At 57.8% G+C, this 204-nt stretch carries 1 protein-coding gene; it reads right to left on the minus strand.

All coding sequences use genetic code 11. From position 1 onward, the window contains the following. A partial coding sequence (locus QWJ46_RS31215; RefSeq protein ID WP_302756409.1) for a hypothetical protein occupies positions 1 to 204 on the minus strand: 204 nt, incomplete at both ends.

Below are 204 nucleotides of genomic sequence, written 5' to 3' on the forward strand. Positions count from 1 at the left end.
AATGGGCTATCAGGGGATCGATAAGCCGCGTCCTGGCGGCGAGATCCGGATCGTTTCGCTGCAAGTCCTGCATTAGCAGCTCATAATCCGTCTGGATATGCTGGTCGCCCAGCCATTCGGTATGGTCGAGCGACAATCCGCTGCGGCCTTCGATCGATGGATCAACCTGCTGCAGCGGCGAAGTTGATCTGAACTCGGCACGTG

Source organism: Rhizobium sp. CBN3 (assembly GCF_030518245.1).
Classification (GTDB): Bacteria; Pseudomonadota; Alphaproteobacteria; order Rhizobiales; family Rhizobiaceae; genus Rhizobium; species Rhizobium aethiopicum_A.